The sequence below is a fragment of the Streptacidiphilus melanogenes genome (genome assembly GCF_000787835.1).
Classification (GTDB): domain Bacteria; phylum Actinomycetota; class Actinomycetes; order Streptomycetales; family Streptomycetaceae; genus Streptacidiphilus; species Streptacidiphilus melanogenes.
Genome location: NZ_BBPP01000001.1, coordinates 354582 through 379394, shown reverse-complemented (window position 1 = coordinate 379394; position 24813 = coordinate 354582). Strand labels below are relative to the sequence as shown.

The 24813-nt window shown below is 72.4% G+C and carries 26 protein-coding genes; 11 read left to right on the top strand and 15 right to left on the bottom strand.

The annotated features are described in order from the left end of the window. Window positions 1–36: 36 nt before the first annotated feature. From TR49_RS01685 to lysA, 5 genes are all read right to left on the bottom strand, one after another. On the bottom strand, window positions 37–636 hold the full coding sequence (locus TR49_RS01685) for a hypothetical protein (RefSeq protein WP_236653168.1): 600 nt from the start codon (window positions 634–636) through the stop codon (window positions 37–39). A 170-nt stretch (window positions 637–806) separates the two neighbouring features. Further along, window positions 807–1463 carry a response regulator gene (locus TR49_RS01680; protein WP_304941183.1) on the bottom strand — a complete coding sequence of 219 codons (657 nt, stop codon included), beginning with the start codon at window positions 1461–1463 and terminating at the stop codon, window positions 807–809. Next, on the bottom strand, window positions 1460–2737 hold the full coding sequence (locus TR49_RS01675; RefSeq protein ID WP_042376181.1) for a sensor histidine kinase: 1278 nt from the start codon (window positions 2735–2737) through the stop codon (window positions 1460–1462). Before TR49_RS01675 ends, TR49_RS01680 begins: the two co-directional genes overlap by 4 nt. 92 nt (window positions 2738–2829) lie before the next feature. Then, on the bottom strand, window positions 2830–4302 hold the full coding sequence (locus tag TR49_RS01670) for an amino acid permease (RefSeq protein ID WP_042376180.1): 1473 nt from the start codon (window positions 4300–4302) through the stop codon (window positions 2830–2832). A 92-nt stretch (window positions 4303–4394) separates the two neighbouring features. After that, the gene (gene lysA, locus TR49_RS01665) at window positions 4395–5675 is read right to left on the bottom strand and encodes a diaminopimelate decarboxylase (RefSeq protein WP_042376179.1); all 1281 of its coding nucleotides are present in this window, start codon (window positions 5673–5675) and stop codon (window positions 4395–4397) included. A gap of 125 nt (window positions 5676–5800) precedes the next feature. On the opposite strand from lysA, the gene TR49_RS01660 reads away from it, so the two are divergent. Both TR49_RS01660 and TR49_RS01655 read left to right on the top strand, forming a co-directional pair. Then, the gene (locus TR49_RS01660) at window positions 5801–7024 is read left to right on the top strand and encodes a PucR family transcriptional regulator (RefSeq protein ID WP_152627011.1); all 1224 of its coding nucleotides are present in this window, start codon (window positions 5801–5803) and stop codon (window positions 7022–7024) included. Window positions 7025–7089: 65 nt separating this feature from the next. Then, window positions 7090–8649, top strand: coding sequence for a phytoene desaturase family protein (locus TR49_RS01655; RefSeq protein ID WP_042376177.1), 1560 nt, complete (start codon window positions 7090–7092; stop codon window positions 8647–8649). Window positions 8650–8669: 20 nt separating this feature from the next. Here the strand turns inward: TR49_RS01655 and TR49_RS39550 are convergent, their stop codons facing one another. The 4 genes from TR49_RS39550 to TR49_RS01635 form a co-directional block, all read right to left on the bottom strand. Then, on the bottom strand, window positions 8670–9404 hold the full coding sequence (locus tag TR49_RS39550; RefSeq protein WP_052433876.1) for a zinc ribbon domain-containing protein: 735 nt from the start codon (window positions 9402–9404) through the stop codon (window positions 8670–8672). 30 nt (window positions 9405–9434) lie between these two features. Further along, window positions 9435–9803, bottom strand: coding sequence for a hypothetical protein (locus TR49_RS01645; protein WP_042376176.1), 369 nt, complete (start codon window positions 9801–9803; stop codon window positions 9435–9437). Between the two features lie 35 nt (window positions 9804–9838). Continuing rightward, window positions 9839–11329, bottom strand: a complete 1491-nt coding sequence (locus TR49_RS01640; RefSeq protein WP_236653167.1) for an AbeC-like domain-containing protein — start codon at window positions 11327–11329, stop codon at window positions 9839–9841. A gap of 196 nt (window positions 11330–11525) precedes the next feature. Then, on the bottom strand, window positions 11526–12209 hold the full coding sequence (locus tag TR49_RS01635) for a TetR/AcrR family transcriptional regulator (protein WP_236653166.1): 684 nt from the start codon (window positions 12207–12209) through the stop codon (window positions 11526–11528). 192 nt (window positions 12210–12401) lie between these two features. On the opposite strand from TR49_RS01635, the gene TR49_RS01630 reads away from it, so the two are divergent. From TR49_RS01630 to TR49_RS01620, 3 genes are all read left to right on the top strand, one after another. Continuing rightward, window positions 12402–13820 (top strand): aldehyde dehydrogenase family protein, encoded by a 1419-nt coding sequence (locus tag TR49_RS01630; RefSeq protein ID WP_042376175.1) that lies wholly within the window; start codon window positions 12402–12404, stop codon window positions 13818–13820. A gap of 163 nt (window positions 13821–13983) precedes the next feature. After that, window positions 13984–15072, top strand: coding sequence for a Zn-dependent alcohol dehydrogenase (locus TR49_RS01625; RefSeq protein ID WP_042376174.1), 1089 nt, complete (start codon window positions 13984–13986; stop codon window positions 15070–15072). 90 nt (window positions 15073–15162) lie between these two features. After that, window positions 15163–16776: a peptide chain release factor 3 gene (locus tag TR49_RS01620; RefSeq protein ID WP_042376412.1), complete on the top strand. Its 1614-nt coding sequence runs from the start codon at window positions 15163–15165 to the stop codon at window positions 16774–16776. Window positions 16777–16783: 7 nt separating this feature from the next. Here TR49_RS01620 and TR49_RS01615 read toward each other — a convergent pair whose 3' ends face one another. Further along, window positions 16784–17707 carry an RNA polymerase sigma-70 factor gene (locus TR49_RS01615; protein WP_042376172.1) on the bottom strand — a complete coding sequence of 308 codons (924 nt, stop codon included), beginning with the start codon at window positions 17705–17707 and terminating at the stop codon, window positions 16784–16786. Between the two features lie 47 nt (window positions 17708–17754). Then, on the bottom strand, window positions 17755–18231 hold the full coding sequence (locus TR49_RS01610; protein ID WP_042376169.1) for a carboxymuconolactone decarboxylase family protein: 477 nt from the start codon (window positions 18229–18231) through the stop codon (window positions 17755–17757). 87 nt (window positions 18232–18318) lie between these two features. On the opposite strand from TR49_RS01610, the gene TR49_RS01605 reads away from it, so the two are divergent. Continuing rightward, complete coding sequence (locus TR49_RS01605) at window positions 18319–18579, top strand: hypothetical protein (RefSeq protein ID WP_152627010.1); 261 nt, start codon at window positions 18319–18321, stop codon at window positions 18577–18579. A 139-nt stretch (window positions 18580–18718) separates the two neighbouring features. Further along, window positions 18719–19600 (top strand): hypothetical protein, encoded by an 882-nt coding sequence (locus tag TR49_RS01600; protein ID WP_152627009.1) that lies wholly within the window; start codon window positions 18719–18721, stop codon window positions 19598–19600. 12 nt (window positions 19601–19612) lie between these two features. Here the strand turns inward: TR49_RS01600 and TR49_RS01595 are convergent, their stop codons facing one another. Then, window positions 19613–19984 carry an ArsC/Spx/MgsR family protein gene (locus TR49_RS01595; protein WP_042376164.1) on the bottom strand — a complete coding sequence of 124 codons (372 nt, stop codon included), beginning with the start codon at window positions 19982–19984 and terminating at the stop codon, window positions 19613–19615. 41 nt (window positions 19985–20025) lie between these two features. Between TR49_RS01595 and pnuC the strand changes: the two genes are divergently transcribed. The 3 genes from pnuC to TR49_RS01580 all read left to right on the top strand — a co-directional run bounded on the left by pnuC (window position 20026) and on the right by TR49_RS01580 (window position 22230). Next, a complete protein-coding gene (gene pnuC / locus TR49_RS01590; RefSeq protein WP_236653165.1) occupies window positions 20026–20709 on the top strand; it encodes a nicotinamide riboside transporter PnuC in 684 nt (227 codons plus the stop codon). Next, window positions 20706–21821 (top strand): AAA family ATPase, encoded by a 1116-nt coding sequence (locus TR49_RS01585; RefSeq protein WP_042376161.1) that lies wholly within the window; start codon window positions 20706–20708, stop codon window positions 21819–21821. Before pnuC ends, TR49_RS01585 begins: the two co-directional genes overlap by 4 nt. Window positions 21822–21915: 94 nt before the next feature. Next, the gene (locus TR49_RS01580) at window positions 21916–22230 is read left to right on the top strand and encodes a putative quinol monooxygenase (RefSeq protein ID WP_042376159.1); all 315 of its coding nucleotides are present in this window, start codon (window positions 21916–21918) and stop codon (window positions 22228–22230) included. Window positions 22231–22432: 202 nt separating this feature from the next. Here the strand turns inward: TR49_RS01580 and TR49_RS01575 are convergent, their stop codons facing one another. The 3 genes from TR49_RS01575 to TR49_RS01570 are packed head-to-tail and all read right to left on the bottom strand — an operon-like array spanning window position 22433 to window position 24394. Beyond that, window positions 22433–22951: a SixA phosphatase family protein gene (locus tag TR49_RS01575; RefSeq protein WP_042376158.1), complete on the bottom strand. Its 519-nt coding sequence runs from the start codon at window positions 22949–22951 to the stop codon at window positions 22433–22435. Between the two features lie 40 nt (window positions 22952–22991). Continuing rightward, window positions 22992–23114 carry an SGM_5486 family transporter-associated protein gene (locus tag TR49_RS46245; protein ID WP_268874044.1) on the bottom strand — a complete coding sequence of 41 codons (123 nt, stop codon included), beginning with the start codon at window positions 23112–23114 and terminating at the stop codon, window positions 22992–22994. 17 nt (window positions 23115–23131) lie between these two features. Continuing rightward, complete coding sequence (locus TR49_RS01570) at window positions 23132–24394, bottom strand: MFS transporter (RefSeq protein ID WP_042376156.1); 1263 nt, start codon at window positions 24392–24394, stop codon at window positions 23132–23134. Window positions 24395–24497: 103 nt separating this feature from the next. Here TR49_RS01570 and TR49_RS01565 point away from each other — a divergent pair. Beyond that, on the top strand, window positions 24498–24813 hold a 316-nt coding region (locus tag TR49_RS01565), incomplete at its 3' end, for a FadR/GntR family transcriptional regulator (protein WP_042376154.1).

Below are 24813 nucleotides of genomic sequence, written 5' to 3'. Positions count from 1 at the left end.
GGGCGGGAGAAGCGGCAGGGAGGCGGAGTGACGGCCTCAGCTGCTGACCATCTGGGTCAGCTGGCCCGCGCTCGGAATCTGGTCGGTGACGTTGGCCCCGGCGGAGGCCCCCGCCTGCTTGATGCTGTCGGTCACGGTGGTGAACTGGTTGATGTCCGCGTCTGAAGCGCTGCCGTTGCGGATCTTGCTCGGCAGGTTCTTCAGGTTGTCCACGGCGCTCGACAGCGCGGTGGTGGCCTTGGACAGGGTCGGATCGCCCTTGGCGTCGGTGAGCGCCGCCTTGGCGCGGTTGTAGGTGAAGGCCGCCGCCAGGGCGCCCTTGATCACCGCGGCGGTGCGGCCCTTCGCGCCCTTCTTGAAGGTCCCGGCCTTGAACGGCTTGTAGATCCACTGGTAGGTGGCGCCGGCCGCGAGGCCGGCGTTCAGCACGAACTTGGTCTTGGCCAGCTTGACCCGGTCCGCGCTGCTGGTCGGGCTCACCGTGGCCGCGGCCACCGGGGCGGTGACGTTGGCGGTCGCGCCGCTCGACTTGTCGGACGAACAGGCGGGCAGCACCAGCAGGGCCCCCGCAACGGCCACGGCGACGACGGACGTTCGAATGCGGGCGCCGAGTGAGTTCGGGCGGGCCAAGAACACGGAAGCCTCCGGGCGGTTCGTACGTCAGTTGCGTCGTGAACTTCGTCTGCGCCGCCCACGCTCACACGCACCCCTGCGGCGGGCGACCGCGCACACGCCGAAAGGGTGGGCAACCACCCGAAGGGCCGAGTTCCTTGGAATCTCAGGCCGAGATCGGCCCCGCGAGCCGGTCAGGCGCCGAGGTAGCGGAGCACGGCCAGGACCCGGCGGTGGTCGGCGGCGGAGACCGGGAGGTCCAGCTTGAGGAAGATGTTCGCGACGTGCTTCTCCACCGCCCGCTCGGTGATCACGAGCTGCCCGGCGATGGCCGCGTTGGAGCGGCCCTCCGCCATCAGCGCCAGCACCTGGCCCTCGCGTCGGGTGAGCGCGTCGACGGTGGCGCGAGCCGCACTCGCGCCGACCAGCTGGGTCACCACCTCGGGGTCGAGCGCAGTGCCGCCGGCCGCGACGCGCTCCAGGGCGTCGACGAAGTCCCGGGTGTCCAGCACCCGTTCCTTCAGCAGGTAGCCGACGCCCGCGGAGCCGCCGGCCAGCAGGCGGGAGGCGTACTGGGTCTCCACGTACTGGGAGAAGATCAGCACCGGCAGTGCGGGCCGCCGGGCGCGCAGCGCGATCACCGCGCGCAGGCCCTCGTCGGTGTGCGTCGGCGGCATCCGCACGTCGCTGATGACGGCGTCCGGTGCGAACTCGGCCGCGGCCGCGATCAGCTGGTGCCCGTCGGCGACCGCGGCGACCACCCGGTGGCCCTCGTCCTCCAGCAGCTGCACCAGACCGACCCGCAGGATCGCGGTGTCCTCGGCGACGACGACGCGCATGGGTGTGCTCAACGCCTCTCCAGTTCGACGGTGACGGTGGTGGGCCCGCCGGGCGGGCTGTCGAGGGTCAGCTGCCCGTCGGCGACCCGCACACGTTCCGCCAGCCCGCGCAGCCCCGACCCGGCGGCGTCCAGCGTCGCCCCGCCGCGGCCGTCGTCGGTGACGAGTAGCCGCAGGCCCGCCTCCGACTCCAGGACCGCGATGGCGGCCTCCTTCGCCTCGCCGTGCTTGGCCGCGTTGGCGAGCAGTTCGGCGGCCGCGAAGTACAGCATCGTCTCCACGGCGGCCTGCGGGCGGCACGTCACGGCGACGCGAACCGTGGTGGGCAGCGGCGCCCGCGCGGCGAGCGTCGTGAGCGCGGACTCCAGGCCGGAGTCGAGGGCGGGCGGGTGGATGCCGCGCACGAGTTCCCGCAGCTCCTGCACGATTTCCCGGGTCTCCGCCCGCGCCTCGGCGAGCAGCTCGGCCGCCTTCTCCGGGTCCCCCCCGGCCAGGCGGGACTCGGCCCGGCCGAGGCGCATGCCGAGGGCGATCATGTGCGCCTGCGGGCCGTCGTGCAGGTCCCGTTCGATCCGTCGCAGGGTCGCGGCGGCCTCGGTGATCGCCAGCTCCCGGGTCTGCTCCAGCTGGACCAGCCGCCGCTGGGAGGCGGACGGTCCGAGCAGACGGACCATCAGCCACCGGTCCAGCGCGAGCGGCAGCCGCTGCACCCAGGGCCAGACCAGCAGCACCAGCACTCCGAAGGCCACCATGATCAGCGAGCGCGGCCAGGTGTCGAAGCGGAAGCCGGCGACCCCGAGGGCGGGGTTGCCGCCGTCGCCGCTCTTGGCGGTGGTCCTCTGAAGCTGCCACATCAAGGGATAGAGCAGGAAGAAGAGGGTGTAGAGCCACCAGCCGAAGCCCAGGAGGAACTGGAGCATTCCCAGGGGGAACCGGATCGCCAGGTATCCGACGGCCCGCCAGGACGCGGCGTCGGTCAGGTTGCGGGCCAGCCATCCGGCCAGTCCCCTCGCCCGCGGCGGCCGCGGCGGAGCCTCGATCTCCAGACCGAGCAGCGGGCGCGCGATCCCCCGGTATGCGGCCGCAAGCGCCCGGTCCGCGGCGAGCAGCAGCGGAAGCAACGGCAGCAGGATGATGCCGGCGGACAGGATGCTCAGCAGGCAGGTGGCGAGCACCGCGGCCAGCCCCAAGAGCGCGAAGGGCGCGCTCAGCAGCGAGTACAGCAGCTCGCGCCACGCACGCGCGGTGAACGGCGCTCGCAGCGCGCGCCTGATCGTCCGGACCATGGGCACAGTCTCACGCACCTCCGGCCCGGGAGGACATGGAGCTGCCACGTGCGCTCAGAGGTGGTGCTGGCACCACCTCTGAGGGAGCGCGGCTACTCAGCCAGCACGGGCTCCAGCTCCGTCGCCTCCTCTCGACCCAGGCGGGAGTGCTTGCGGCTGTAGCCGAAGTACACGCCCAGGGCCAGCACCAGCCAGCCGGCGAAGAGCATGAAGGTGTCCGCCGGAAGGTTCCAGATCAGGTAGCCACAGAACCCGACCGACAGCGCCGGGACCACCGGGTAGCCCGGGACCTTGAAGCCGCGCTTCAGCTGCGGTTCGCGCACGCGCAGGACGATGACGCCCACCGAGACGACCGCGAAGGCGACCAGCGTGCCCATGGAGGTGAGGTTGGCCAGCCAGTCCAGCGGGACGAACGCGGCGAGCAGGGCGATGAACCCGCCGACGATGAGGGTGTTGCCGACAGGCACACCGCTGCGCGGGTTCACCTTGCGGAAGACCGCCGGGAGCATGCCGTCGCGGCCCATGGAGTACAGGATGCGGGTCTGGCCGTAGATGACGACCAGGGTGACGCTGACGATGGAGATGACCGCGCCCGCGGAGAGGATCGCGCCGGGCCAGGTCTCGCCGGTGACGTGCTGGAGGATCGCGGACAGGCCCGCGTCCTGGCCGTTGAAGAGGGTCCACTTCTGCGCGCCGACGCCGACGAAGGCGACGACGCAGTAGAAGGCGGTGACGACCAGCAGCGCGCCGATGACGGCCCGCGGCAGCGTCTTCTGCGGGTTCTTGACCTCCTCGCCCGCGGTGGAGACCGCGTCGAGGCCGATGAAGGAGAAGAAGACCGAGGACGCGGCCGCGCTGATGCCCGCGAAGCCCATCGGGGCGAAGGGGTGCAGGTTCGCGCTGTGGAAGCCGGTGACGCCGATGACGACGAACAGCACCAGCACGGCCAGCTTGATCAGCACCATGATCGTGTTGAGCAGCGCGGACTCCTTGCTGCCGCGCATGAGCACCAGGCAGCACAGCACGACGAGCACCACGCCCGGCAGGTTGACGTAGCCGCCGTCGCCCGGCGGGGCCGAGATCGCGGCGGGCATGGTGAAGCCGAAGAGGCGCTGGGTCAGGTCGTTGAGGTACTGGCCCCAGCTGACCGCGATGGCCGCGCCGGAGACGGCGTACTCCAGCAGCAGACAGGAACCGACGATCCACGCGGCGAGCTCGCCGAGCGTCGCGTAGGCGTAGGAGTAGGACGAGCCGGAGACCGGCACGGCCGAGGTGAGCTCGGCGTAGCAGAGCGCGGTCAGCGCGGCGGTGATCGCCCCGATCACGAAGGAGAGGATCACCGCGGGCCCGGCCTCGGGGACGGCCGTGCTGAGGGTGAAGAAGATGCCCGTACCGATGGTGGCTCCGACGCCGATCATCGTGAGCTGGAAGGTGCCCACGGTCCGGCGCAGCCCGCCGCCGCCTTCACTGCCCTCGCCCTCCCCATGGGCGGCGTCGGCCAGGAAGGCCGAGACGGGCTTGCGGCGCAGCAGCTGCTGGCGGAGTCTCACATCGTTCGGGGGCATGCGGGTGCCTTTCGGTGGTCAGGACAGGGTGACCTCCCGCCCCGGACGTGAGGTACGGGACGGGGAAGAGCGGGGGTGCGTCAGCGCCGGAGCTACGGCAGGTCGCGGCGCATCAGGTCGGCGTAGGTCTCCCGCCGCACGACGGCGCGGTGCTCGCCGTCGCGGACGAAGACCACCGGGGGGCGGCGCGCACCGTTGTAGTTGTTGCTGAGCGCGTAGGTGTAGGCGCCGGTGACCGGTACGGCGATCAGGTCGCCGACGCGCGGGTCCTCCAACCGGACGCCGGCGCTGAGGGTGTCGCCGGACTCGCAGTGGCGGCCCACCAGGCGGCACAGCTCGCCCTCGCCGGTCGGACGGGTGGCGATCGCGGCCTCGAAGCGCTGCTGGTAGAGGGAGACCTCGAGGTTGTCGCCCATGCCGCCGTCGACGGCGACGAAGGTGTGGCCGCCGCCGCGCTTGACGGAGACGACGCGGTAGAGCGAGACGCCGGACTCGGCGACCATCGAGCGGCCCGGCTCGATCAGGATGCGGGCGTCGGTCGGGAGCAGGCGCTTGGCGACGTCGGTCATGGCGTCGAGGTACGCCTCCACCGTGGGCGGGTGGTCGGTGTAGGTGTACCGGGAGCCGAGACCGCCGCCCAGGTCGTAGACGGCGAACTCGCCGAGCTCGGCGACGGCCTCGACGGCCTGGCCGAAGGGTTCGAGGTCGAGGATCTGCGAGCCGACGTGGACGTGGACGCCGTCCAGCCGCAGCCGGTCGCTTCCGCGCAGGCGGGCGATGGCCTCGCGGGCCTGCGGGAGGAGCAGGCCGAACTTGGAGCCGTTCTGGCCGGTGGAGATCGCCTCGTGGGTGTCGGGGCGGATGTCGGGGGTGACCCGGACCAGCACGCCCTGCTCGGCGCCGGTGGCGTCCAGGATGGCTTCGAGCTTGTCGATGTCGTCGAAGTTGTCGACGACGATCGTGCCGGCGCCCGCCTCGACGGCGAGGCGCAGCTCCTCCTCGGTCTTGGCGTTGCCGTGGACGACCAGGCCGGCCGGGTCGGCACCGGCGGCGAGGGCGAGGGTCAGCTCGCCGCCGCCGGCGACGTCGATGCCGAGGCCCTCCTCGGCGAGCAGCCGGTAGACGGCGGTGCACGGGAAGGCCTTGGAGGCGAAGGTGGCGCGGGAGTTCGGCCAGCGGGCGGCGAGGCCGTCGGCGTAGCGGCGGGCGCGGGCGCGGATCGAGGGCTCGTCGACGATCAGGGCGGGGGTGCCGTAGGTCTCGGCGAGTTCGGCCACCGGGACGCCGCCGAGCACCAGTGCGCCCGTCGCGTCCAGCGAGGTCCCGTTCGGGAACAGCCCCACAAGGTCCTGGGCTGCCTGCGTCGCCGCCATCCGCGCTCCCTTTTCATCGTGTTCGACACTGCTTGTCCCGCTCTCCGTCCCTCCCTCCGAAGTGCTCCCTTATGTTCAATCTCCCGTCACATTCAGTCATTGGCGATTTCGCCTAAGATCGCAGCATGAAGATGGCGAATCTGCCGACCCATAGTGGGACAAGCGAGGAGTTGTACGCGCTCGCCGACGCCATCGGGGCGGTGACCGGCGGAGCTGTGGCGATCGAGGACCTGGACCACCGGATCCTGGCCTACTCGACCCTGCCCGACCAGCGGATCGACGAGCACCGCCGTCAGGGCATCCTGGAGCGCCGCGTCCCGCACCAGCCCGAGCAGCTGGCGCAGTACCGCGAGGTGCTCGCCGCGCCCGGCGTGGTCCGGCTGCCCGTGCTGGCCGAGGCCGAGCTGCCGCGCGCCGCCGTCGCCATCCGCGCCGGTCAGCGACCGCTCGGCACGATCTGGGCCATCGAGGGCGACCGGCCGATCGACGACGCCGGTGAGCGGGCGATGCTGGACGGCGCGCGCCTGGCCGCCCTGCACATGCTGCGTCGTCGCAGCGCCGCCGAGCTCGACCTCCAGGCCCGCGAGGACGCGCTGCGCGCGGCACTGCGGGGCCGCCGGACCGCGCGCGAGGTCCGCTTCGAGCTCGGCCTGCCCGGCCAGCGCCCGCTGGCGCTGCTCGGCTTCGCACCCGTGGCCACGCCGTCCGGCGCCGACGCGCCCGCCGACGACCTGCTGGTCCGCCTCGCCGCAGCGTCCACGCGCCACTGGCCGGCCGTCCATGCGGAGGCGTCGGTCGCCACCGTCGGCCGCACGGTCTACGTACTGCTACCGCTGGACGACGCGCCCGTCGCGCTGGCCACCGCGCGCCGACTCGGCGAGCAGGCGGCGGCCGTGCTCGACCGCAGCCTGGAGACGCCGCTGCGGGCCGCCTGCTCAAGAATCGCGAGCGGCCCCGAGGAGCTGCCCGAGCTGCGCGCCGAGGTCGACGACATCCTCCGCGTCACCACCGCCGACCCGGACGCGCCCGGCTTCGCGACCCTGCGCGAGACCCACGCCCGCGTCCTGCTCGCGCACGTCGGCGACGAGCTGGCCCGCCGCCCGCGCCTGCGCCACCCCGGCATCGAGGCGATGCTGGAGCACGACCGGACCAAGGGCACCGCGTTCGGCGCGTCCGTCGCCGCATGGCTCGACGCGGTCGGCAACATCGGTGAGGCGGCGGCTCGGCTGACCATCCACCCCAACACCCTCAAGTACCGCCTGCGCAGGGCAGGCGAGCTGTTCGGCGTCGACCTGGACCACCCCGACGACCGGCTCTCGTGCTGGCTCCAGCTCCGGATGACGCGCTGAGCATCCGGCTACGGCCGCTGAACGCCTCCTTCCGCGATGCTTGCGGTGCTGGTAGGACGGTTCGCATGAATTCTGCTGCCTATGACGCCGTCGTCGTGGGCGGCGGCCACAACGGGCTGGTCGCCGCCGCCTACCTGGCCCGCGCCGGTCGGCGCGTCGCCGTACTGGAACGCCAGGGCCACGCGGGCGGCGCGGCGGTCTCCGCGCACGCCTTCGCAGGCGTGGACGCGCGGCTCTCGCGCTACTCGTACCTCGTCAGCCTGCTGCCGAAGAAGATCGTCGCGGACCTGGGCCTGGACCTCACGCTGCGGCGACGCCGCTACTCCTCCTACACGCCCTACGGCGACACCCGCGGCCTGCTCGTCGACAACGGCGACGACGCGGCGACAGCCGCCGGCTTCCGCGCGCTGACCGGCGGCGACGGCGAGTTCACCGCCTGGCAGGACTTCTACGACCGCACCCGCCGGGTCGCCGAAGCGGTCTTCCCGACCCTCACCGAGCCGCTGCCGGAGCGCGCGCAGCTGCGCAAACTCGTCGCGGACGCGGCGGGCGAGGAGACCTGGGCGGCGCTGTTCGAGCGGCCGATCGGCGAGGCGGTGGAGTCCGCCTTCGCGGACGACGTGGTGCGCGGCATCGTCCTGACCGACGCCCTGATCGGGACCTTCGCCCACGCACACGACCCCTCACTGCGGCAGAACGCCTGCTTCCTCTACCACGTGATCGGCAACGGGACCGGCGACTGGGACGTCCCCGTCGGCGGCATGGGCGCGGTGACCGGCGCGCTCGAGCGGGCGGCACGCAAGGCGGGTGCGGAGATCCTGACGGGCTGTGAGGTGACATCAGTTCAGGCCGACGGCAGCGCTGCCGAGGTGGCCTTCACCGACACCTCCGGCGGCGCGCACGTGGTGGGCGCCCGCTGGGTGCTGTGCAACGCGTCGCCGCGCGAACTCGCCCGGCTCGTGGGCGACGCGACCCCGGCGGAGCCGGTGGAGGGTGCGCAGCTGAAGGTCAACATGCTGCTGACCCGCCTGCCCCGGCTGCGCGACCGCTCGGTCGACCCGCGCGCCGCCTTCGCAGGGACCTTCCACATCGCGGAGGGCTACCGGGAGTTGGAGACTGCCTACCGCCAGGCGGCGGAGGGGGCGCTGCCGGACCCGGCCCCGTCCGAGATCTACTGCCACTCGCTGACCGACCCGAGCATCCTCTCCCCGGAGCTGCAGCAGCGCGGCTACCAGACGCTCACGCTCTTCGGCCTGCACCAGCCCGCACGTCTCTTCCCCTCTCACGACCGGGAGTCGGCGCTGCAGGCCGTCCTCGCCTCCCTGGACGGGGTGCTGGACGAGCCGCTGACGGACTGTCTGGCCCGCGATGCCGACGGCGAGCCGTGCATCGAGGCGCGCACCCCGCTGGACCTGGACGCCGATCTCGGCCTCCCGGGCGGCAACATCTTCCACCGCCCCCTGGTCTTCCCCTTCACGGAGGCGGCCGACCCGTCCGCCGGCCGCTGGGGCGTGGGCACCCCCTACGCCGCCAACCTCCTCCTCTGCGGCGCGGGCGCACCCCGCGGCGGCGGCGTCAGCGGCATCCCGGGCCACAACGCCGCGATGGCGGCGCTGGGTTCGTAGCGCCGCGCTGGGGGCTCGGGTCAGTGGATGTCGGCGGCGGTGATCACGCCGCCCGAGACGGTGTAGGTGCCGCTGTAGTTCTGCACCGAGCCGTCGGTCTGGGTGGAGGTGATGACGGCGTCGACCACGCCCGGGTTGGACGCGTCGTCGGTGGCCTGCACCTGGATGTCCTGGGTGTCGCCGAAGCCGGACTGCCACTGGGCGTAGGAGGTGCCCGCGATGTTGTCGCCGCCCAGCTGCCAGGCGGACGTGAAGTCCTGGGCGTTGAGGTCCGCGTAGTACTGCTGCACCACCGCGGCGGGATCGTCGCTCGGCGTGGGCGGGGTCGTCGGCTCCGGGGTCGGGGTGTCGGTCGTCTGGGAGTCGCTCGAGCCGTCGGTCGACGACTGGTCCGTCGAACCCTGGTCCGCCGACCCCTGGTCGGTCGAACCCTGGTCCGTCGCGGACGGGGAGCCCGTGTCGGCCGGGCCCGCGACGACGACCGGCGAGTTCCCGCCCGGGGAGGCGAGGAGCAGGTAGGCCGCGGTGCCGCCCCCGCCCAGCACCAGGGCCGCGATCAGGCCGAAGAGCCACACCGGCAGGACCGTGGGCCCGATCCTCAGGAAGCCGTCGGGAGCCGACTCGTAGGGCGCCGGTGGCTGGGGCGCCCAGACGGGCTGGGGTTCGGGCTGGTTCGCCCCGCGCGGGCTGCCGCACCGGACGCAGAAACGAGCGGCGGCGTCGAAGGGCGCGCCGCAGTACCCGCAGTTCGTCATGTGCCTCTCTCCCTCCGGCTCAGACGGTCTTCAGAGACCGTGCACGGCCCGCTCGATCGTGGCGGCCAGCGTGGCCAGCGCGGTGACCCCGTCCAGCGCGGAGCGGACGCCGGCCATCAGGCGGCCCACCTTGCCGAGCCGTGGCTGCTCGGCCGCGAGTTCGCTGTCCGCGGCCTCGATGTCCTCGATCAGCTCGTCCCGGTCCGGGTGGTCCGAACGACGCAGCTCCGCGGACAGGTCCGCGAGCATGCCGCGGATCTCCTGCGGGGTCGGCTGCCGCGCGCCCGCCTCCACGGGCCCCTTGATGCGGACCTCGGCCTTGCTGTCGGGGCCGCTGGCCACCGCGTTGCCCCACACCTGGGCGCCGCCTCCGGCACTGATCCCGCTGTTGCCCGCCATGCCTACTCCCCTTGAGCCTTGTCCGAAGCAGAGGGTCAGATCTTGTTGCGCACGCTGCTGACGGTCTCCTTGATGACCTCGGTGAAGGCCCAGGACCGCTCACCGGAGGCGACCGAGCTTCCGTGCACGTTGGCTCCGTTGGTGGCGATGATGCCGTTGTTGACGATCGTCCGCTGGTTGCGCACCAGGTCGCCGACGTCGATGCCGCGCTCCTCGGCGAACTCCACCAACGCGTCCAGGGCCCGTCGTTCGCACACCCTGAGCAGCACCGCGCTGTCGAACTTCTGGAAGTAGCGGTGGTAGTTCGAGTCGGAGGCCTGCTGACGGACACTCAGTCGGGCGCCGTAGTCGAACACCCGCAGATCCCGGATCCGCTTGTCCTGTCGTCGCACCCGCCGCCGCAGCCGGAACTCGGAGAGGAACCCCGAGACGGCCCGGAACGGCGCGGCGACGAGGGCGATGAGGGTGGCCACCACCGACTCCACCAACTGCGCCACGACCTCGCCGAACGTGGGCCCGGGCATCAGGCTGTCGATCATCCGGTAGCGCTCGCGCAGCGGGCACAGCACCGTGTGCACACCCTCCACCAGCAGGCTGGAGTCCGAGCGGGCGAAGCGCAGGAAGAAGGAGGTGACCAGGTCACCCTGCCAACCCGTGGCGTGTACGGCCAGGTAGGTCCTGGCCCGGTCCTCCGGCTCCCGCTTGAGCTGGTCCACCAGCTCCGGTGGCACGGCGGCCGACGGCCGGCCGAAGGGGTCGGGCAGAAAGCGCCGGTCGTCGATCACGGCGTCCCCGTCGACGAAGACCCGCTCCTCGAACTCCAGGCCCGGCAGCGTCAGTTCCTGGAGCCGACGGGTCACGTGCGCGTACAGCTCCCGCACGTCGAAGCCGCCCGGCACCTCGCCGAGGTCGCCCGTCCGCTTCAGGTCGAGCGAGAAGGACCAGGAGTCGGTCTGCTCGCCGTGCCCGACGAAGGGCGAGTAGCCGCTGTAGACGGTGGTGTTGCCGTCCGCGTATCCGGACAGAGCGCGAATCCGTTCCTCCGCGGCCGGGTTGGGCGCCGGTGGCGCGTTGCGCAGGTCGAACTCCCCGGGGCGCAGGCTCTGCAGGTGCCGCCCGTAGCGCGTGGACATCTCGAAGCCGAAGACCACCGCCCAGGCCATGACCAGGACGAGCAGCACCAGCAAGGACGGCGCCCCGGCGAAGAGGAAGACGAGGAGCAGCACCAGCAGGACGGCCAGCAGCAGATCCCGGCTGTGCCGGCGGACCATGGCGTAGTAGGCGTGCCGCAGGACCAGCGAGATGTCGCAGGCGGGGGACGGGGCGACGCCCAGGTGCGGTTCGGAGGCGACCTGCTCGACGAGTGAGTCGGCGTACTCGCGGTCCAGATACGCGGCCGCGCACAGGTAGCGGGTGACGTCCTTGCCGCCGCCCCACCGGGGCGCGGCCAGTGGCTGCCTCGGCCCAGGCAGCGTGACCAGGGTCGGCGCGGGCGCGTCGGCCGGCGTCTCCGTGGGCAGGGTCACCCCGCATCCGCCACAGAACGACGCGTCCGGCACGGTCGAGGTTCCGCACGCCGCGCACGTGGTCGACGACAGGCCCATCAGCACCCCCGCTAGTTTTCCCTTCCAACCAGTGCATCACTGGCGGGAGTTGAAGGCGCGCCAACAAGAGGGCCGGTATCAAGATGTTATTCGGCCAAGCCCAGGGGCCTGGTGGGCCTCAGCCGCCGTAGCGGGCTCCGCGGAGGCGGGGTTCCAGGCCGATCCAGATGACCGACATCAGGCGGCGGGCGGACTCCTCCGGGGGCTCGGGGCTGCTGTCGAGGACCCAGCCCGCGAGGGCGTCTGCCGCACCGGTGATGATCGCGGCCATGGCCGCGGCCTCGCCGCGGTCGGGGCGGCCCTCGCCCGCGCGCGGGCCGGGGACGTCGTCGCCTGCGGCCTCGCGGACGGCCCGTCGCAGCAGGGCGGTGACCGCGCTGCTGACCTCGGCCCGGGCCGCGGCGACCTCCGCGACCACCGGCTCGCCCTGCGCCCGCGCCTGCTGGTAGAGCACGATCCAGCTGTCCCGGTGCTCGGCGACGAACGCGAAGAAGGCGGTCAGCCCGCGGAACAACTGCTCGCCCGGGTCCAGCGACGGGTCCGCCGCCTCGGCGAAACGGGCGATCAGGCGGTCGGCCTCACGGCGGATGCACGCCGCGAACAGCTCTTCCTTCGAACCGAGGTAGAGGTAGAGCATCGGCTTGGAGACTTCGCACTCCTCGGCGATCTCGTCCATCGACGCGGCGTGGTAACCGGACCGGGAGAAGACCTTCACCGCCGCGTCCAGCATCTGCTGTTCACGCTGTGCCCTCGGCACGCGCTTCGCCTTCACAGGGGCCTCGTCCCGGGCTTCCGATCGCACGCACCCGAGTCTATGTGCTCCGCGCCGCGCTCGACGCCACAGGTCGGACAACCTTCGCCGCACGGTGGATGCACTCCCGATGACGCCACGCCACGTGACCTGTGGCACTCGGAAGGGGCCTTGCGCGAGGGCGCGACCGCGCCTTGACTAGCACTGCTAAGTTTTCGTCGCGCGCGGCCCGGAGGGACCAAGGTGGAGACCTACACCGACCAGTACATCGGCGGCGGCTGGCGTCCCTCGCTCGGCGAGGGGACGATCACCGTCCTCAACCCCGCCACCGAGGAGGTCCTCGCCGCCGTCGCCGCCGGTGACGCCGCCGACGTGGAGTCCGCCGTCGCCGCGGCCCGCGCCGCGCAGCGCGCCTGGGGCTCCACCAGCAAGGAGACCAGGCTCGGTCACCTGACCGCGATCCGCGACGGCCTGGCCGCGCACCAGGAGGAGATCGCCGCCACGGTCACCGCCGAACTGGGCGCGCCCATCGGCTTCTCCACCGCCGTCCACGCGGCGCTGCCGCTCGCGGTGGCCTCCGGTTTCGTCGAGCTGCTGGCCGGCTTCGAGTTCACCGAGCGGGTCGGCAACTCCACGGTCTACCGCGAGCCGGCCGGTGTCGTCGGCGCGATCACGCCCTGGAACTACCCGCTGCACCAGATCGTCGCCAAGGTCGTCCCGGCCCTGGCCGCGGGCTGCACCGTCGTGCTCAAGCCGGCCGAGGACACCCCGCTGGTGGCCCGCCTGTTCGCCCGGATCGTCCACGAGGCCGGTCTGCCGGCGGGCGTCTTCAACCTCGTCACCGGCCTCGGCACCGTCGCGGGCGCGGCGCTGGCCGCGCACCCCGACGTGGAGCTGGTCTCCTTCACCGGCTCCACGGCCGTCGGCCGCACGATCGCCGAGCAGGCCGGCCGCGGCGTCAAGCGCGTCGCGCTGGAGCTGGGCGGCAAGTCGGCCAACGTCGTCCTGCCCGGCGCGGACCTGGCCCGCGCGGTCAATGTGGGCGTCGGCAACGTCTTCGCCAACTCCGGCCAGACGTGCAGCGCGTGGACCCGCCTGCTGGTCCACCAGGACCAGTACGAGGAGGCCGTCGCGATCGCGGCCAAGGCCGCCGCGAAGTACGTCCCCGGCGACCCGACCAGCCCCGAGACCCGCCTCGGCCCCGTCGTCAACGCCAAGCAGCGGGACCGCGTCCGCGGCTACATCCAGGCCGGTCTCGACGCGGGCGCCCGCCTGGTCGCGGGCGGCGTCGACGCCCCCGAGGGCGCGGACCGCGGCTTCTTCGTCCGCCCGACCGTCCTGGCGGACGTCACGCCGGACATGACGGTGGCCCAGGAGGAGATCTTCGGCCCCGTCCTGTGCATCCTCGCCTACCGCGACGAGGACCACGCGGTGGAGCTGGCCAACGGCACCGACTACGGCCTGGCCGGCGGCGTCTGGGCCGCCGACGAGGAGACGGCCGTCGCCTTCGCCCGCCGCATGGACACCGGCCAGGTGGACATCAACGGCGGCCGCTTCAACCCGCTGGCGCCGTTCGGCGGTTACAAGGGCTCCGGCATCGGCCGCGAGCTCGGCCGCCACGGCCTCGAGGAGTTCCTCCGGACCAAGTCCCTCCAGTTCTGACGTTCGTCCCAGGGCCGGTTGCCCTGTCCGGGGGCGCGGGCAACTGCGCGACAAGCCACCCGCGCAGCCGCTGACCGGCACGCGCAGAGCCATCCGCACATCAGTGGTTCTCGCGCAGTCCCCCGCGCCCCTGTGGTCCTCTTCGTAGAAAGGCTCTCCCCTCGTGACGACGACGGTCCGTGCCGCGCTGCTCTCCTCCGTGGGCGCTCAGCTGGAACTCACCGAGATCACCCTCCCCGACCCCGGGCCCGGACAGGTGCGGGTGAAGCTCGCCGCCGCGGGCGTGTGTCACTCCGACCTGTCGCTCGCCACCGGGGTACTTCGCGCCGCGACGCCCGTGGTCCTGGGTCACGAGGGCGCGGGGACCGTCGTCGCCGTCGGCGAGGGGGTGACGAAGGTCGCCCCTGGCGACTCCGTCGTGCTGAACTGGGCGCCGGCCTGCGGGCACTGCCACCTGTGCGAGCTCGGCGAGCCCTGGCTGTGCGAGAACTCCTACGCCGCGTCCGTCGAGCCGTACGCCACGCTGGCCGACGGCACCGCCGCCTACCCGGGACTCGGCGTCGCCGCCTTCGCCGAGGAGACCGTCGTCTCCGAGAACGCCGTGATCCCGCTGCCGCAGGGCGTGCCGCTGGACGCCGCCGCGCTGCTCGGCTGCGCGGTGCTGACGGGCTACGGCGCGGTCCACAACGCCGCGCGGGTGCGCGAGGGCGAGTCCGCGGTCGTCTTCGGGCTGGGCGGCGTCGGCCTGGCCGTGCTGCAGGGGCTGCGGATCGCCGGGGCGGGACCGGTCGTCGCCGTGGACGTCACGCCGGAGAAGGAGGAGCTGGCGCGCCGCCACGGCGCGACGGACTTCGTCCTCGCCGACGAGCAGACGGCGAAGACCGTCCGCAAGCTCACCGGCGGGCACGGCGCCGACCACGCCTTCGAGTGCGTCGGCCGCTCGACCAGCATCCGCGCCGCCTGGAACTCCACCCGCCGCGGCGGCCGCACCACCGTCGTCGGCATCGGCTCCAAGGACGACCAGGTCTCCTTCAACGCCCTGGAGATCTTCCACTTCGCCCGCACGCTGACCGCCTGCGTCTACGGCGACGGCGTTCCCGAGCGCGACCTCCCGATCCTCGCCGATCACGTCCGCGCGGGCCGCCTCGATCTCGACGCCCTCATCACGGACCGGATCACCCTCGACGACATCCCGGCCGCCTTCGACCGCATGCGCGAGGGCAAGGGCGGCCGTTCGCTGATCGTCTTCTAGGTCCGGCCGCCCGACCCGGTAGAGTGGTGCGGTTGCCCGCAACGAATGCTGCACAACCAGACCGACTGTGCGAAGGACCTGAGGAACGACGTGAGCACCGACTCCCCCGCCACCGCTGCCCAGGTTCTGCAGGAGGCCTCGCGCCGCCGCACCTTCGCCGTCATCTCGCACCCCGACGCCGGTAAGTCGACGCTGACCGAGGCGCTCGCGCTGCACGCGCAGGCGATCACCTCGGCCGGCGCCGTGCACGGCAAGGGCGGGCGCAAGGGCGTCACGTCCGACTGGATGGAGCTGGAGAAGGACCGCGGGATCTCGGTGACCTCCGCCGCGCTCCAGTTCGGGCACCGCGACCACGTGATGAACCTGGTCGACACCCCCGGTCACGCCGACTTTTCCGAGGACACCTACCGTGTCCTCTCCGCGGTCGACTGCGCGATCATGCTGGTGGACGCGGCCAAGGGTCTGGAGGAGCAGACCCGCAAGCTGTTCTCGGTGTGCCGCCACCGCGGCGTGCCGGTGATCACGTTCATCAACAAGTGGGACCGCCGCGGCCGCGAGGCGCTGGAGCTGCTGGACGACATCCAGAACATCCTGGAGATCACGCCCGTTCCACAGGTCTGGCCGGTCGGCAACGCGGGCAACTTCCGCGGCCTGGTCGAGGCGGCGGACACCGAGCAGTTCCTGAAGTACACCCGCGTCCCCGGCGGCACCCACGAGGCCGAGGAGGAGCGGATGGACGCCGCCGCGGCCGAGGCCGTCGAGGGCGAGCTGTGGCCGACCGCGCTGGAGGAGCTGGAGCTCGCGCTGGACTCCGGGCCGGGCTGGGACCCGCAGGCCTTCCGCGAGGGCAAGATCACCCCGGTCTTCTTCGGCTCCGCGCTCACCAACATCGGTGTCCGGCTGCTGCTCGACGCCGTCGTGGACCTGGCCCCCTCCCCGGACGCGCGGGAGCTCGCCAACGGCGACCACCGCCCGGTGGACGAGGAGTTCTCCGGCGTGGTGTTCAAGATCCAGGCGAACATGGACCCGGCCCACCGCGACCGCATCGCCTTCATCCGCGTCTGCTCCGGCGTCTTCGAGCGCGGCATGAACGTCACCCGCGCCGCCTCCGGCCGCTCGCTGGCGACCAAGTACGCGCACACCGTCTTCGGCGCGGAGCGCACCGTCGCGGACATCTGCTACCCCGGCGACGTGGTCGGCCTGATCAACGCGACCGCGCTGCGCGTCGGCGACACGCTCTTCGTCGGCAAGAAGGCCGAGTTCCCGCCGCTGCCCGCGTTCGCCCCCGAGCACTTCGCCGTGGCGCGTCCGAAGGACATCAGCCGCAGCAAGCAGTTCCGCAGGGGCATCTCACAGCTGGACGAGGAAGGCGTCGTCCAGGTCCTCACCTCGGACCGCCGCGGTGACCAGGCCCCCGTGCTGGCGGCGGTCGGCCCGATGCAGTTCGACGTCGTGCTGCACCGTATGGAGCACGAGTTCTCCTCGCCGATCGTGCTGGAGCGCCTGCCGTACTCCCTCGCCCGCGTCACCGACGCGGCGGGCGCGGAGGTGCTGAACCGCTCCCGCCTGGTCACCGGCGAGCCGCTGACCCGCCGCAGCGACAACGCGATGCTCGCGCTGTTCGGCGACAAGTGGCAGCTCAACAGCTTCGTCCGGGGCAACCCGGACGTGAAGCTGGAGACGCTGATCGCGACCGCGGACTGACGCTCCCTCACCCCGCCGGGCGACGGGCCTCCTTGAAGGCCCGGGAGACCTCCCAGGCATCCGCGACCGGACCGACGTGGCCGAGCTTGTCGGGGTTGAGCACGATCCGGATCGCCTGGATCCGGCCGTCCAGGACGTCCAGTTCGAGGGTGTGCAGCACCTTGCCGTCCTGGTCGCGGACGATGGCGCCCGGCTGGCCGTTGATCTCGTGCGGCTCGGTCGACAGACCGATCCGGAGCAGGTCGGGGAAGACGGCGGCGAGCAGCCGGGCCACCTTGTCGGCGCCCATGATCGCCCTGGCCAGCTGCGGGGCCTTGCCGCCGCCGTCGCCGACCATCGAGACGTCGGCGGCGAGCAGGTGCCGCAGGCCGTCGACGTCGCCCTCGCGCAGCGCGTCGAAGAACCGGGCGGCGAGCTCCCGGCGCTCCCTGCGGTCGGCCTCGAAGCGCGGTCGGCCGGCGTTCATGTGCCGCCTGGCCCGCACCACGAGCTGACGGCAGGCCTCCTCGGACCGCCCGACGGCCGAGGCGATCTCGGCGAAGCCGAAGTCGAACACCTCGCGCAGCACGAAGACCGCGCGCTCCAGCGGACTGAGCCGCTCCAGCAACAACAGCGCCGCCGTCGACACCGAGTCGGCGAGCTCGGCGGCGCGGGCCGGGTCCTGGTAGGGGTCGGCGAGCAGCGGCTCGGGGAACCACGGCCCGACGTACTCCTCCCGCTGGACCCGCGCCGAGCGCAGCACGTCGATGGAGATCCGGGTGACCACGGCGGAGAGGAACGACTTGGTCGACCTCGGCTCCGTGTCGGTGGCCTGGAAGCGCAGCCACGTCTCCTGGACCGCGTCCTCCGCCTCGCTGACGCTGCCCAGGATCCGGTACGCGATGGAGAACAGCAGCGGCCGCAGCTCCGCGAACTCCTCGACCTTGCTCATCGTGCGATCCTTCCCCGTCCCCTGGCGGCCAACCGGTCCGCCTGCGGTCAGTGCAGCTGCCCGGCGACGTAGTCGCCGGCGCAGGGCTGGCGGGTGATGATGTTCATCCGGTTCACCATGTTCATGAACCCGATGTGGATCACCAGCGCGGTCAGCTGGTCGGCGTCGTAGTGCCGGGCGGCGTTCTCCCACACCGCGTCGCCGACCCCTTCGGCCGCGTCCGCCACCCGCGTCCCCTCCTCCGCGAGCGCGAGCGCGGCGCGCTCGGCCTCGGTGAAGACGGTGGCCTCCCGCCACCCGGCCACGAGCGCGAGCCGCACCGGGCTCTCGCCCGCCGCGAGCGCCTCCTTCGCGTGCATGTCCAGGCAGACGGCGCACCCGTTGATCTGGCTCACCCGCGTCGACACCAGCTCCTGGGTGAGCACGGGCAGCCCGGCCTCCCTGATGACCTTGCCCGCGGCCATGAAGTGCTTGAGCGCCTTGCCGGAGACGGGAGCGGCGAAGAAGTCGAGTCGCGCGTCCATGGTGTGTCCCTCCGTCGTCGAAAGTGCCTACACCCCCGGGACGAGCGAACCCCTTGGCCTGTGACATCAGTGCGGACATCAGCGCCTGTGACCCGCGTCACCACCATGGGCCACGTACCCCCACCGGGTGGCGATGCGGTCGGCGATGTGGCGGGCGTCGTGCCACTCGGGCCGGTCTGCCTGTGGATCGTCCTGGGCTCCCGGGTCGCGCTCCTCCCCGGTGTGCTGGAGCGCCTGCCGGGCGTGCAGTGCGACGTCACGGGCACCTGGGGAACCGTCGCCTTCCGACTCGCCGTCGGCGTCCTCGGCCGCCTCGTCGCGGCCCGGCTCGACCGGCCGCGCGGGTAGCCGCCGCCCTTCGGAGCCACGCCGTCCGGCCGCGGAGCAACCGTCACGCGGCCGGCTGCGTCAGGGCCGTTGAGCAGTCGTTCGGCGCGAGAGCCGAGCGGGCTCACGTTGTGATCACCGGCCCGATCCTGGGGGAAACATGTCTTCATCCGAACCGTCCGGCAGAGTGCGGCAGTCCGGGGGCGGCAAGCGCCGTCGGCGCTCGGCGTTGGCGGCGCTCACCGCGACCGGCGGCTTCCTGGCCGCTTCCGCCGTGTTCGCGCCCGCCGCGCACGCCGGTCTCGACGCGCCCATGTCCACCTACTTCGACCAGCACTGCACCACCGTCGGTGGGGTCCCGACCGACGAGATCACGGTCAACGTGGAGAACCTGGGGCCGCAGAACGGCCTCACCTCCACCGGCGTGATCGTCGCGTACAGCACGGCCTCGGCCGGGAACGTCAGCCACGCCGGCAACTCCTGGCAGGGCTTCGACGCGAACCGCCACAACGCCACGTTCACCTTCGCGGTCCCCGCTCCGAGCGCCGCCGACACCCTCAGCCTCAAGGTGACCGGGTTCTGGAGCTCCCCGACGGAGCCGTCGGACACCGACACCTTCACCGCGCCGGTGACGGGCTGCGGGACCGGCTCGTCGACGACCCCGGGCACGTTCTCGGCCACCTCCTGGCCGTTCTCCTCTGCGTCGGCCACCGCGACGTGCGGCGTCCGCTACATCTACGTCCTGCACGGCGGCATCATCCGCATCCCCTGGGAGACGGTCACCGTGCACGCCGGCCCGGACTACAGGAACCTCACCGGCGCCGCGTACGCGGGCATGCCCGCCTGGGTGGACTACTGGACCGACGGCGGCAGCACCGGCTACACCCAGGGCCAGACCGGCTCGTTCGACTCGAGCGGCAACGCGACCCTCAGCTTCACCATCACCCCCACCGCGGGGACCGAGCTGAACCTCATGGTGAGCTCGCGGACCAGCGACGGCCGCACCTACCCGCAGCACCTCTGGGCGCCCTCCTGCGGCTAGCACGGGCAGGGCTCAGGACTTCGGCAGCACCTTGGCGAGCTCCTCCTCGGTGCGGCCGACGACCGTCGTGCCGTCGTCGGCGGTGATGATCGGACGCTGGATCAGCACCGGGTGCTCCGCCAGGGCCGAGATCCACCGTGCCCGCGCGGAGGCGTCGCGCGGCCAGGCCTCACGGTCCTTCATCCCGAGCTCCTTGGCCGCCTGCTCGTCGGTGCGGGTGATGTCCCACGGCTCCAGGTGGAGCCGCTCCAGCACCGCCTCCAGCTCGGCGGCGCTCGGCGGCTCCTCCAGGTAGCGGCGCACGGTGTACTCCGCACCGGCGGCGTCCAGCTCGCCGATCGCGACGCGGCACTTCGAGCAGCGGGGATTGATCCAGATCTCCATGGGCGCCAGCCTACGCGCGCTCTTCACGGGGATTGCGCACGGTGATCGCCTCCATTATCGTCACTCTGACATTAATGGAGGCGATCACCATGGACGTGCTCAACCACGTTCTCTTCCACCTCGGCGAGGACGCCGTCACCTGGGCGGAGCTGCTCGGGTTCGTGACCGGCGCGGTCTGCGTCTGGCTCTGCGTCCGCGCGACGATCTGGAACTTCCCGACCGGCATCGCCAACAACATCTTCTTCCTGGTGCTGTTCTGGAACGCGGCGCTGTACGCCGACGCCTCGCTGCAGGTGGTCTACCTCGTCCTCGGCGCCCTCGGCTGGTGGCAGTGGCTGCGCGGCGGCGCGCAGCGCTCCCGGCGCGAGATGGGGCACGCCGCACCGCGCACCCTCCTCGTGCTGGTCGCCCTGGCCGTACCGGCCACCTGGGGGCTGACCGTGCTGCTCCGCCAGGCGCACGACATCGCACCGTTCTGGGACGCGCTCACCACCTCGCTGTCGCTCGCCGCGCAGTGGCTGCTGAACGCCAAGCAGGTGGAGAACTGGTACTTCTGGATCGCCGCCGACCTGGTCTACATCCCCCTCTACGCCGTCAAGCGGCTCGACCTGACGGCGATCGTCTACTGCCTCTTCCTGGCCATGTGCCTGGTCGGCCTCCGCGACTGGCGGCGCCGGATGCAGAGCGCCCCGGCCACCCGCACCGCCCTGGCGGTGTCGGCATGAGCGAGCGGTTCCGGCACGGGCTCGTGATCGGCAAGTTCTACCCGCCGCACGCCGGCCACCACTTCCTGATCCGCAGCGCCGCGGACGCCTGCGACCGCGTCACCGTCGTGGTGATGGCCGCCGACGTCGAGTCCGTTCCGCTGGCCGAACGCGTCGACTGGATCCGGGAGTTCTGGATCGAGGAGCCGCACGTGCGGGTGGCGGGCGTGGTGGACAACCTCACGGTGGACTACGACAGCGACGAGATCTGGTCCGGCCATGTCGCCCTGATGCGTGACGGCGTCCGGCTGGCCGGGCAGGAGCCCGCCGTGGACGCGGTGTTCAGCTCGGAGCCGTACGGGCTGGAGCTCGCCGACCGCTTCGGCGCCACGGCCGTGCTGCTGGACACCGGACGGGACACCTTCCCGGTCTCCGGCACCAAGGTCCGCGAGGACCCCGTCGCTGCGTGGGACCAGCTCGCCCCGCCCGTACGCGCCTGGCTGGCCCGCCGCGTGGTGGTGCTGGGGGCCGAGTCCACCGGGACGACGACGCTCTCCCGCGACCTGGCCGCCGCCCTGCGCGCCCGGGGCGGCGTGCACGGCGCCACCCGCTGGGTGCCGGAGTACGGGCGGGAACTGACGGCGGCGAAGCTAGCCGCCGCCCGGGGCCGGGCCCGCGCGGCGGCTGAGCCGGAACCAAGCGTCTTCGACATCGACTGGGACGACCGGGACTTCGACCTCGTCTGCCGCCGACAGCTGGAGGCCGAGCAGCGCGCGGCCCGCGACGGCGGACCGGTCCTGGTCTGCGACACCGACGCGCTGGCGACCACGGTCTGGCAGGAACGCTATCTCGGCGCCACCTCCCCCACCGTGCGGGCCTTCGCGCAGGCCGTCCCGCCGCGCGCGCTCTACCTGCTGACCTCGCCCGAGGGTGTGGCCTTCCACGACGACGGCCTGCGCGACGGCGAGGACATCCGGCCGTGGATGCACGAACGCTTCCGCGCGGTCCTCGCCGAACAGGGCGTTCTCTGGCTCGAACTGCGCGGCGACCGCGAGGGGCGGCTCAGCCGGGCCCTCACGGCGGTGGACGCGATGCTGGCCGGGGGATGGGGACTGGCGGACCCCCTCGGCTGACGGCGGGAAGCCGACGGCGGGAACAGGACCGGGGCGGGCGGGGTTGGGCCCAACAGGCATGCAGCAACCAGCCGCGACCGAAGGAGAACCGCCGATGTCCGTCGTCGTCACCGCCGTGGTGCACCCGAAGCCCGGGAAGCTGGAGGAGGCCCTCTCCGTCTACGCCGCGCACATCGACGCCGTGCACGCCGAGCCCGGGTGCCAGCTGTACGCACTGCACACCGACAGCACCTCGATCGTCGTGATAGAGAAGTGGGCCTCCCAGGCGGATCTCGACGCGCACGCCAAGGGCGAGGTGCTGGCACGGCTGGGGCCGGAGCTGGACGCGCTGCGGGAGCGGCCCGCGGACATCACCGTGCTGGAGCCGCGCCCGGCAGGGTCGGCCGCGGCCGGCAAGGGAGCGCTGTAGCCCTCCGTAGCCGGAGGGGCCCCGGCCGACCGGGCAAAATCGTTCGTTCACTCACCTGTTCGGGTGAGCTTCGGGTGAGCTCGGGGTGAGCCGGGGCGGGACGGAAAACGCGGATCCCCCTCCTCCGTCACCGGAGCCGGGGGATCTGGCCTGTCGTGGCCTCGGGGACGCGTCAGCAGGGACCCGTCGGCAGGGACCCCCGTCAGTCGACCGGCGCGTGGAAGGCGCGGAGGCGGCCGACGCCTGGTTCGAGGGTCTTCCACGGCCCGGGGACGTCGATCACGGCGACCCCCGCCGTCGGGAAGCCGGTGGCGCGCAGGCGGGTCAGGGAGTCGTCGTCGAACTCGCCGGAGAGGATCTCCGCCAGGCCCTGGACGCCCGGGTTGTGCCCGACGAGCAGGACCGTGCGCACGTCCTCCGGGAGCTCCTGGAGGACCTCGATGAGCAACCCGGGCGCCGCCTCGTACAGCCGGTCGTCGTAGACGGTGCGCGGGCGCTGCGGCAGCTCGTGGGCGAAGAGCTTCCAGGTCTCCCGGGTGCGCGTGGCTGTCGAGCAGAGGGCCAGGTCGGGCGTGATGCCCGCGACCGCCAGCCACTGGCCGGCGGTCGGGGCGTCCTTGCGGCCGCGGTCGGCCAGCGGCCGCTCGTGGTCGGGCACGGCAGGCCAGTCGGCCTTCGCATGCCGGAGGACGATGATCGTGCGGGTCGTATCGACGCTCATGACTGCCAGCTTCCCAGAATCAGGACGAACCGGCAGGGGCTCACCCCATGTTGGATGCGATCGTCGCGATGATGCCGATGACCACGAGGATCGCGCCGATCAGCGCGAACATCTGGAGCAGCTTCTTGTTGCCGCCGGTGGGGTTCGGTTCGAGAACTGGCATGACGACGAGTGTGCCACTCACACCTCGTCCTCGATCTGCCGGGGTCGTCCGGCGCGCAGGCCGAGCACCAGCTGCACGGCCATCAGCACGGCGAGCAGCGCCAGCGGACCGTGCCAGCCGTGCTCGCGCTGGTAGAGCACGCCGATCAGGACCGGGCCCGGGACCGAGATCAGGTAGCCGACGCCCTGCACGAAGGCGGACAGCTTGGCCACGCCCTCGGAGGTGCGCGAACGCAGTCCGATCATGGTGAGCACGAGCGGGAAGGCGCAGTTCGCGATGCCCAGCAGCAGCGCCCACGCCCACGGCGCGGCCGCGGGCGCGAAGGCCAGCCCCGCATAGGAGGCGAGCCCGCAGGCCGCGAGCACGGCCGCCACCGGGCCCTGGTGCGGCAGCCGCGCCGCGAGCGAGGGGATCAGGAAGGACAGCGGCGCGCCGACGGCCATGGTGACGGCGAGCAGCAGACCGGACTCGGTGGCGGAGATGCCGGAGTCCTGGAAGATCTGCGGCAGCCAGCCCATGGTGGCGTAGGCGGCGGTGGCCTGGAGCCCGAAGAAGACGCCGAGGAGCCAGGCGGTGCGGCTGCGGGTGATCCGGATCCGCGGCGTGTGGGCGCTCGGCGCCCCGGCGCCGTCGCGGCCCAGCATCGCCGCCTGCGCGAGCCAGAGCGCCAGCGCGGCGGCGCCCGCGATCGACCAGACCCCGAGGCCGACCCGCCAGCCGCCGCCCAGCGCACTGGTCAGCGGCACCGCGACGGCGGCCGCCACGGAGGTGCCGAGCGCCAGCGACATCGAGTAGAGGCCGGTGACCGGACCGATTCGGTCCGGGAAGTAGCGCTTGACCAGCACCGGCATCAGCACGTTCGACACCGCGATACCCGCCAGTGCGAGCGCGCTGAGCAGCAGGAAGACCGCACTGTTCGGGGCGAACGAGCGGGCGGCGACGCCGAGGGTGATCGCGCCCATCCCCAGGCAGACGGTGACGGCGGGCCCGAGCCGCCGCGCCAGGCGCGGGGCGGCGAGGCCGACGAGCGCGAAGCAGAGCGAGGGCAGGGCGGTCAGCAGGCCGGCCACCCCGGCGTTCATGTGCAGCGAGCCGCGCACCTGGTCCAACTGCGGACCGAGCGCGGCCACCGCGGGCCGCAGGTTGAACGCGGCGACGGCGAGCGCGAGCGCGAGCAGCCAGCGGACACGGACCTTGGCGGCGGGCGACGGGGCCGCGCCGGTGGGAGAGGCGATCTGGCCGACGGATGCGGCGGACACGGTGGACGACTCGGCAGGCATGAGGGGATCATACAATCATGGGATGAATTTGGGGAACGGGTTTGCCGGCCTCGATCGGAGCGGGATGATGTCCACGAGCGGAACCGAACGGATCAGGAGCGACATGACCCTCACGACGCCCCGGCGCGAGCCGCTGGCCGATCAGGTGATCGCGCAGCTGCGCGCCCAGATCACCTCGGGCGAGTGGCCCGTCGGCTCCCGCATCCCCACCGAGGCGGAGCTCGTCGAGCGGCTCGGCGTCGCCCGCAACACGGTCCGCGAGGCGGTGCGCGCCCTCGCCCACAACGGCCTGCTCGACATCCGCCAGGGGTCCGGCACGTACGTCCTCGCCACCAGCGAACTGGCGGGCGTGATGCACCGCCGCTTCGCGGAGGCGGAGAAGTCCGAAGTGACGGAACTCCGCCTGGCGTTTGAGGCGG

Bases quoted from the DNA above. Each gene is read 5' to 3' on its own strand.
- TR49_RS01675 (WP_042376181.1), bottom strand. From the start codon at position 2,737: ATGGTCCGGACGATCAGGCGCGCGCTGCGAGCGCCGTTCACCGCGCGT.
- TR49_RS01670 (WP_042376180.1), bottom strand. From the start codon at position 4,302: ATGCCCCCGAACGATGTGAGACTCCGCCAGCAGCTGCTGCGCCGCAAG.
- lysA (WP_042376179.1), bottom strand. From the start codon at position 5,675: ATGGCGGCGACGCAGGCAGCCCAGGACCTTGTGGGGCTGTTCCCGAAC.
- TR49_RS01660 (WP_152627011.1), top strand. From the start codon at position 5,801: ATGAAGATGGCGAATCTGCCGACCCATAGTGGGACAAGCGAGGAGTTG.
- TR49_RS01655 (WP_042376177.1), top strand. From the start codon at position 7,090: ATGAATTCTGCTGCCTATGACGCCGTCGTCGTGGGCGGCGGCCACAAC.
- TR49_RS39550 (WP_052433876.1), bottom strand. From the start codon at position 9,404: ATGACGAACTGCGGGTACTGCGGCGCGCCCTTCGACGCCGCCGCTCGT.
- TR49_RS01645 (WP_042376176.1), bottom strand. From the start codon at position 9,803: ATGGCGGGCAACAGCGGGATCAGTGCCGGAGGCGGCGCCCAGGTGTGG.
- TR49_RS01615 (WP_042376172.1), bottom strand. From the start codon at position 17,707: ATGAGCAAGGTCGAGGAGTTCGCGGAGCTGCGGCCGCTGCTGTTCTCC.
- TR49_RS01610 (WP_042376169.1), bottom strand. From the start codon at position 18,231: ATGGACGCGCGACTCGACTTCTTCGCCGCTCCCGTCTCCGGCAAGGCG.
- TR49_RS01600 (WP_152627009.1), top strand. From the start codon at position 18,719: ATGTCTTCATCCGAACCGTCCGGCAGAGTGCGGCAGTCCGGGGGCGGC.
- TR49_RS01595 (WP_042376164.1), bottom strand. From the start codon at position 19,984: ATGGAGATCTGGATCAATCCCCGCTGCTCGAAGTGCCGCGTCGCGATC.
- TR49_RS01585 (WP_042376161.1), top strand. From the start codon at position 20,706: ATGAGCGAGCGGTTCCGGCACGGGCTCGTGATCGGCAAGTTCTACCCG.
- TR49_RS01580 (WP_042376159.1), top strand. From the start codon at position 21,916: ATGTCCGTCGTCGTCACCGCCGTGGTGCACCCGAAGCCCGGGAAGCTG.
- TR49_RS01575 (WP_042376158.1), bottom strand. From the start codon at position 22,951: ATGAGCGTCGATACGACCCGCACGATCATCGTCCTCCGGCATGCGAAG.
- TR49_RS46245 (WP_268874044.1), bottom strand. From the start codon at position 23,114: ATGCCAGTTCTCGAACCGAACCCCACCGGCGGCAACAAGAAGCTGCTC.
- TR49_RS01570 (WP_042376156.1), bottom strand. From the start codon at position 24,394: ATGCCTGCCGAGTCGTCCACCGTGTCCGCCGCATCCGTCGGCCAGATC.